At 53.3% G+C, this 6,414-nt stretch carries 8 protein-coding genes; all 8 read right to left on the bottom strand.

Annotated features, from left to right (window positions below; translation table 11 throughout):
* The coding region (locus tag ACI3UA_RS09265; protein WP_439724531.1) for an S-adenosylmethionine:tRNA ribosyltransferase-isomerase at positions 1 to 314 on the bottom strand (314 nt) is incomplete at its 3' end.
* 97 nt (positions 315 to 411) lie between these two features.
* Positions 412 to 1,854, bottom strand: coding sequence for a SpoIID/LytB domain-containing protein (locus ACI3UA_RS09260; protein WP_439724530.1), 1,443 nt, complete (start codon positions 1,852 to 1,854; stop codon positions 412 to 414).
* Positions 1,832 to 2,455, bottom strand: coding sequence for an epoxyqueuosine reductase QueH (locus ACI3UA_RS09255; RefSeq protein WP_439724529.1), 624 nt, complete (start codon positions 2,453 to 2,455; stop codon positions 1,832 to 1,834). Before ACI3UA_RS09255 ends, ACI3UA_RS09260 begins: the two co-directional genes overlap by 23 nt.
* A gap of 4 nt (positions 2,456 to 2,459) precedes the next feature.
* Positions 2,460 to 3,437, bottom strand: a complete 978-nt coding sequence (ruvB, locus tag ACI3UA_RS09250) for a Holliday junction branch migration DNA helicase RuvB (protein ID WP_439724534.1) — start codon at positions 3,435 to 3,437, stop codon at positions 2,460 to 2,462.
* A 54-nt stretch (positions 3,438 to 3,491) separates the two neighbouring features.
* Entirely contained in the window at positions 3,492 to 4,112 is a 621-nt protein-coding gene (gene ruvA, locus ACI3UA_RS09245) for a Holliday junction branch migration protein RuvA (protein ID WP_439724528.1), read from the bottom strand.
* 122 nt (positions 4,113 to 4,234) lie between these two features.
* Positions 4,235 to 5,761 (bottom strand): YifB family Mg chelatase-like AAA ATPase, encoded by a 1,527-nt coding sequence (locus ACI3UA_RS09240; protein WP_439724527.1) that lies wholly within the window; start codon positions 5,759 to 5,761, stop codon positions 4,235 to 4,237.
* Positions 5,762 to 6,008: 247 nt separating this feature from the next.
* Entirely contained in the window at positions 6,009 to 6,236 is a 228-nt protein-coding gene (locus ACI3UA_RS09235) for a type II toxin-antitoxin system MqsA family antitoxin (RefSeq protein WP_439724533.1), read from the bottom strand.
* Positions 6,237 to 6,247: 11 nt separating this feature from the next.
* On the bottom strand, positions 6,248 to 6,414 hold a 167-nt coding region (locus tag ACI3UA_RS09230), incomplete at its 5' end, for a DUF4258 domain-containing protein (protein ID WP_439724532.1).

The following is a 6,414-nucleotide window of genomic DNA, read 5'->3' as shown; positions in this document are numbered from 1 at the left end:
CCCGGCTGCGCCTTGCGCCCCGGCTTGACCAGCGTCTCCCAGGTATCTCCGTCAATGCGCCTGAGCAGAAAAACCTCCACCCTGCCGCCGGTGCCGTCACGCCAGCCCAGCAGCCTGGCCGGCATAACCCTGGTATCATTCATAATCAGGGTATCCCCCGGCTCAAGGTATTCTTGCAAATCATAAAAATGACGATGCTCTATGGTGCCATCCACCGGATCCAGTACCATCATTCTTGAGGAATTTCTCGGCTCCACAGGAGTCTGGGCAATCAGCTCCTCCGGCAAATCATAATCAAACTCTGATAGTTGCATTTCACGCTCTCCAAATTATCTCTCATCATATCAGAGGCAGTATCCCATGCATCACTGCCCCTGCCGCTCTGCATCCTTGTGTCCGCAGGCATCTGTCTTAGTATATTTCCTGAATCACCACATCCGTATAATAGTGGTGCAGTATCTCGTCATATTTCCTGCCCTTGTCAGCCATGGCCTTGGCGCCATACTGCGCCATGCCCAGCCCATGCCCGAAGCCGTGGCCGTCAAAGATAATGGTTTCTTCCCCGCTAATCCTCATGACTGCCCCGTTCATAGCCGCAGGCACCGCTGTCAGCGGGCCGGAGGCACTCTTGGCTGACTTGGTATTTTTTTTGCTGCCGGAGGCAGGGAGCTGCACGCTCCGCTCCGTCCTTATGTTGAACATGGCACTCTTCAGGCCAAAAATAGTCCTCGCCTGCTCACCGGTTATCGTAACAGTGCCGCTGCTGCCGGCAAACTTGACGCCGTAGGCCCGCCCCGATGCTGTCCGCCCGGTAGTGGAACCGCTGGTAGAAATAGGGCCCAGCGTAATGGACTGCAGCTTTCCTACCCCCTTGCCGGCCGATGCCAGCTGCTTTTCCACCTGATCCGACGTAAACCGCGCCGTCCAGTTATGATACGGAGACTGGCTGTCATCATCCGTCACGGAGCGGAGATAGGGCTGATAGGCACCCCAGACATCCTCGCTGTTTTCAGTCGCCCCGCCGGAGGAAGAATGAAAAGCCGCGTAAATTACCTGATGATTGTAGTACATCACCTGTCCCCTGGTGGCCTCCACCGCCTTGTCCGTTGCCGCAGTTTCCGCCGCCATGCCGCTGTACACCTGACAATGGCTGGAACTGCAGAGATCGTAGCCGCTGGCCTTATGTCCCTTGTTCCTGTTATAGAGGGCAAAGGTTCTCGCCGCTACGGCCTGGGCCTTCAATGCTTCCCCCGGCCAGCTGGCGGACATCTCCGATGGCAGCACGCCCCTCACATAATCCTCCAGCGAAAGCTGGTTCAGCACCTGCAGCCTTGCTCCGTCAGAAATAATCCGCAGGGTGCCGCGATAGCTGCTGCCATTGTATTTCACCACGCCGTCAGCGCCATTTTTAGTCTGCAGCGTCACAATCCTGCTCTTTGTCTTTTTGCCATTGATGACAATATAGCTGCTGTCCAGGGTAATATTTACACTTTTGTTGGCACTGCAGCTTTCCAGCGTCTTGCCGGCATTGCCATCCACCAGCTCAAAATCACTTGCGCCGGACACGGAGGCCGATGCCAGTCCTTCACCCAGCATCACGCTCAGCATGGTGACAGGCACATTTTTCTTGTCCAGCTTTTTTACGCCCTTTGTACTGCTGCTTTTCCCCGCATCCACGCCGGTATTGCCGCTGTCCCTGCTCTGCTCCACGTTCCACTCCGGCGTCTTGGGCGGCCGGTTGCCCGCCCCCGGATGCAGTGTGCTGACACCTGCCTCAGCCGTTCCCAGCTGGAACAAAAAAACCGTCAGTACGGCCAGCACTCCGCACCAGCTATTCCTCCAAAACCTCTCCATTGGCCTCTGCCTCCAATCTTGCCCGCTTCTTCGCCTTGTTCGCCTTTTTTTTCGCCTTCCTGAGCTCCCTGCTGTAGCGTTCCTCCTCGCTGAATATACAGCCGCAGTAAGGCTGGCGGTACAGCTCCATTTCCTTGCTTATGTCTATGCCTTCCTGCCAGCCGGGACGGAAATCTTCATAGTAAAACTCAACGCCGTATACCCCGGCAAAATGCTCCGCCGTTTCCTTCATCAGCTCATGCTGCTGATAAATGCTGTAGAACAGCGTCGAGGTAAAGGCATCAAAGCCATTTTCTGCCGCGTAGCGGGCCGTTTCCTCCAGCCGCCATGTATAGCACATGCGGCAGCGGCCGTTCTCCGCCTGCTCCGCCGCCAGGGCGCGGCGCAGAAAATCACGCAGCATGTAGTGTTCATCTGTAACTATCCGCATATCTGACCTGACGGCAAATTCCTTTGCCGCTTTCAGGCGCATATCCCATTCCTTGTAGGGATGGATGTTGGGATTAAAAAAATACCCTGTAGGCTCAATGCCCTTTTCCCGCAAAACCTTCACCGGATAACAGGAACAGGGGCCACAGCACATGTGCAGCAACAAATTCATCTCTCTACGCCTCCGGATAAGCAATATTCATGTGTTCATAGCCAGCCCTGGTCACTATCCTGCCCTTCGGGGTGCGGTTGATATAGCCCAGCTGCAAAAGGTACGGCTCATACACATCCTCGATGGTGTCCCTTTCCTCACTGGTAGCCGCCGCCAGCGTGTCCAGTCCCACAGGGCCGCCGCCAAACTTCAATATCATGGTTTCCAGCATCCGCCTGTCCGTGTGGTCAAGTCCCATCTTGTCCACTTCCAGCCTCTGCAGGGAAGCATCCGCTATTTCATCAGTAATCACGCCGTCACCTGTAATCTGGGCAAAATCCCTGACGCGCTTCAAAAGGCGGTTGGCTATACGGGGAGTTCCCCGCGAACGGCGGGCAATCTCCCAGGCTCCTTTTTCCTCAATAGGAATCTGCAGTATCTCCGCCGCCCGCTTGACAATCAGCACCAGATCCTCAGGCTGATAATACTCCAGCCGCGAAATGACCCCAAAGCGATCACGTAGCGGCCCTGCCAGTGAGCCTGCCCTGGTAGTTGCACCAATCAGGGTAAATGGCGCCAGATCAAGGCGGATTGACCGGGCACTGGGGCCCTTGCCTATGACGATATCAAGGGCAAAATCCTCCATAGCAGAATAAAGCACCTCCTCTACGTTGCGTGAAAGGCGGTGTATCTCATCTATAAAAAGTACATCCTTTTCCCCCAGATTGGTCAGAAGGGCCGCCAAATCCCCGGCATGGTTGATGGCAGGTCCCGAAGTGACCCGGAAATTTACCCCCAGCTCATTGGCAATAATGCCCGCCAGCGTGGTTTTCCCCAGGCCGGGCGGCCCATAAAACAGCACATGGTCAAGGGCGTCACCGCGGGACATTGCCGCCTTGATGAATACCCCCAGATTATCCTTGACCTTCTTCTGCCCGATATACTCCCGCAGATGACGAGGCCGCAGGCTGTACTGCCAGTCATCACCGCCCTGGGCGTTCATATCCACCACGCGCTCCTGGGCAAAATCACCGTAATTTATATCCTCCAACCTCTATCACCTCCCTGAAAGCTCTTTCAGCGCAAATTTTATCACTGACTGCACATCCTGACTGCCTTTCAGCCTGCCGCACTTCTCCAGCACAGGTGCCAGCTGCTGGGCGTTGTAGCCGAGGCTCTGCAAGGCCGCCGCCGCCTCTGCCACCACGCCCTCGCCAATCTCCGGCAGGGCAAACAGGTCGGACAAGTCCTCCACCTGCCCGTCAGCACCCGCATCGGCAAAATGCAGCTTGTCTTTCAGCTCCACGATCATCCGCTCCGCGGACTTCTTTCCCACCCCCGGCAGTTTCACCAGCACGGAGGCCTGCTTCTTCTGGATTGCCTGACACAGCCTGGCAGGGGTAATCGCCCCGATAATGCCGAGGGCCACCTTCGGCCCGATGCCGCTGACCGTCAGCAAAAGCTGAAACAAGTCATATTCCTCCTGGGAATAAAAGCCATAAAGCTGAATTGCATCCTCACGCACGCCGGTATGCGTAAAAAGCGTCGCTTCCTGCCCCAGTTTCAGCTGGTTACGGGTATTGCCGGCAATAAACACCCTGTAGCCAACGCCGTTCACATCCAGCAGGCAGACATCTGAAAGCAGATATGCAACCCTGCCCCGCAAAAAACCAATCATCTATCAAACTCCTGCAAAATAATTCTACAATATCATCTTATTATACAGCAAGATGTTTGATTTAACAAATTCCCCAGCAAAAAAGAGGCAATTTTTTTGCCTCCTTCCTCAAAATTTTCCATTCAGTTATTTCCCGGCAGGATTTCACCCCGCAGCTGCAAAGCCTCGCCGATATGCCGCCCGCTTATGATATCACTGCCGGCCAGATCAGCCACCGTCTGCGCCACCTTTATTATGCGGTCATAGGAACGGGCCGACAAATTCCGCTCCTGAAATGCCAGCTCCATCAGCTCCTGCGCCTCATAGGTCAGGCGGCAATACCTTTTCAGCACGGCATGATTCATCTGGGCATTGCAGACAATATCCAGCCCGCTGAACCTCGCCAGCTGAATTTTTCGAGCCGCCACCACCCTCTGACGGATGACGGAGGATTTTTCCGTTTTTGCCTCGGCAGTCAGCTCCTGATAGGACACCCGCGGCACCCGGATTTGAATATCAAACCTGTCCAACAAAGGGCCTGACAGCTTTCTGGTATATTTCTTTATCCGGGGCAGACTGCACTCGCAGGGAATTTCGCTGTCGCCATAATAGCCGCAGGGACAGGGATTAAGCGCCGCTATCAGCATGATACGGGAAGGAAAGCTCAGGGTGGCATTGACCCTTGATACGCTGACAAAGCCATCCTCAAGGGGCTGCCGCAGACATTCAAGGGAATTTTTATTAAACTCCGGCAGCTCATCCAGAAACAGCACTCCATTGTGGCTGAGGGTGACCTCCCCCGGCTTCGGGATGCTGCCTCCCCCTATCATGGCCGCCGAGGATACAGTGTGATGAGGGCTTCTAAAGGGACGCCGTGTAATCAGTCCGCCATTGTTTTTCAAAAGCCCTGCGATGCTGTAAATCTTCGTAACCTCTAGCGCTTCCTTCTGCGTCATATCCGGCAGGATGGAACCCATCCGCCTCGCCAGCATGGTCTTGCCGGCCCCCGGACTGCCGGACAGGACGATGTTGTGTCCGCCTGCCGCCGCAATCTCAAAGGCGCGCTTGGCCAGAAACTGCCCCTGCACATCGCAGAAATCATCCTGCAATTCTTCCCTTTCCTCCCGTACCGGCTGCTTGACAGCCGGCTGCAGGCCGCCCCTGCCACTCAAAAAATCCACCAGCTCCGACAGATTCTCAATGCCATACACCTCTATGCCGTCCACCAGCAACGCCTCGTTAATATTCCCCTTTGCCGTCACCACCGCCTGCAAGCCGCTTTCCTGCGCCCTGATAGCCATGGGCAGTACGCCGCTTACCCGGCGGCACTCTCCCTCTAGGGACAGCTCGCTGATAAACAGATACCTGTCCAGCCCCTCCGTAGGGATAATCCCATAGGCGGCCAGAAGCGCCACTGCAATAGGCAAATCCAGCCCGGCGCTATCCTTCCGCATGCCTGCCGGTGCCAGATTGACCGTCACCTTGTCCTGCTGCAGCCTGATGCCGGAATTGCGGATGGCAATCCTCACCCGTTCCTTTGCCTCCCGCACCATCGCATCCGGCATCCCCACCATCTCAAAGCAGGGCAGTCCGTTGGACACATCCACCTCCACATCAATAATCACCCCATCCACGCCCAAAGTCGTAGCCCCCTTGGTACAAGCATACATACCCTCTCACCCCTTTTGTTCTGTTACAGGTGATTATATTATATTTTTAGCGATATGTAAAGAAATTTATAAAGTATTTTAGGTTATATTTATTTATATATTAATATAAATTTTAATATTAATTATCTATATCTATATTTATATTAATATTCTGCTACAGTTTTCTGCATAGTGTCCCTGCTGTTTGTTCCACCAAAAAAGGGCATCTAGCTCTAGATACCCTTCGTAACATATGCAATTATACTGCCTAGGCGACTTTCATTTTACTATAATCCGTGATTATAACTTCACTCAATGCCTGCCGAGCCTGAATTATAATCTTATCCAATTGCTCCATAACATCATCCGTAAAAAAGTTCTCTCCGCACTGAACACATTCCAGGCAAGGTACATTTTTTACAACAATAACGCAATCATCTAATGTTACCACATGAGTGGTAGTACTATATTTTGTTTCTTGGCAATGACAAAACATACACATAAAAACTACCTCCTCGTTTTAAAATCATCTAAAAACTTTTCGGCATTTGGATAATAAGCCGTTATAATGAATACATTATCGCCATCATATCCAGCCACAACATGAATCACTCTATTATTCATCATGTTACGTCCAAATATCAAACAGCTTGGATGGGGATAATCTGTTGGAT

Source organism: Anaerovibrio sp., from assembly GCF_051866355.1.
GTDB lineage: Bacteria > Bacillota > Negativicutes > Selenomonadales > Selenomonadaceae > Anaerovibrio.
This window is presented reverse-complemented; position numbering and strand designations above follow the sequence as displayed.

What these genes read in the sequence shown, in the direction of transcription:
- ACI3UA_RS09260 (WP_439724530.1), bottom strand. Translation starts at nt 1,854, where the DNA reads ATGGAGAGGTTTTGGAGGAATAGCTGGTGCGGAGTGCTGGCCGTACTG.
- ACI3UA_RS09255 (WP_439724529.1), bottom strand. Translation starts at nt 2,455, where the DNA reads ATGAATTTGTTGCTGCACATGTGCTGTGGCCCCTGTTCCTGTTATCCG.
- ruvB (WP_439724534.1), bottom strand. Translation starts at nt 3,437, where the DNA reads ATGAACGCCCAGGGCGGTGATGACTGGCAGTACAGCCTGCGGCCTCGT.
- ruvA (WP_439724528.1), bottom strand. Translation starts at nt 4,112, where the DNA reads ATGATTGGTTTTTTGCGGGGCAGGGTTGCATATCTGCTTTCAGATGTC.
- ACI3UA_RS09240 (WP_439724527.1), bottom strand. Translation starts at nt 5,761, where the DNA reads ATGTATGCTTGTACCAAGGGGGCTACGACTTTGGGCGTGGATGGGGTG.
- ACI3UA_RS09235 (WP_439724533.1), bottom strand. Translation starts at nt 6,236, where the DNA reads ATGTTTTGTCATTGCCAAGAAACAAAATATAGTACTACCACTCATGTG.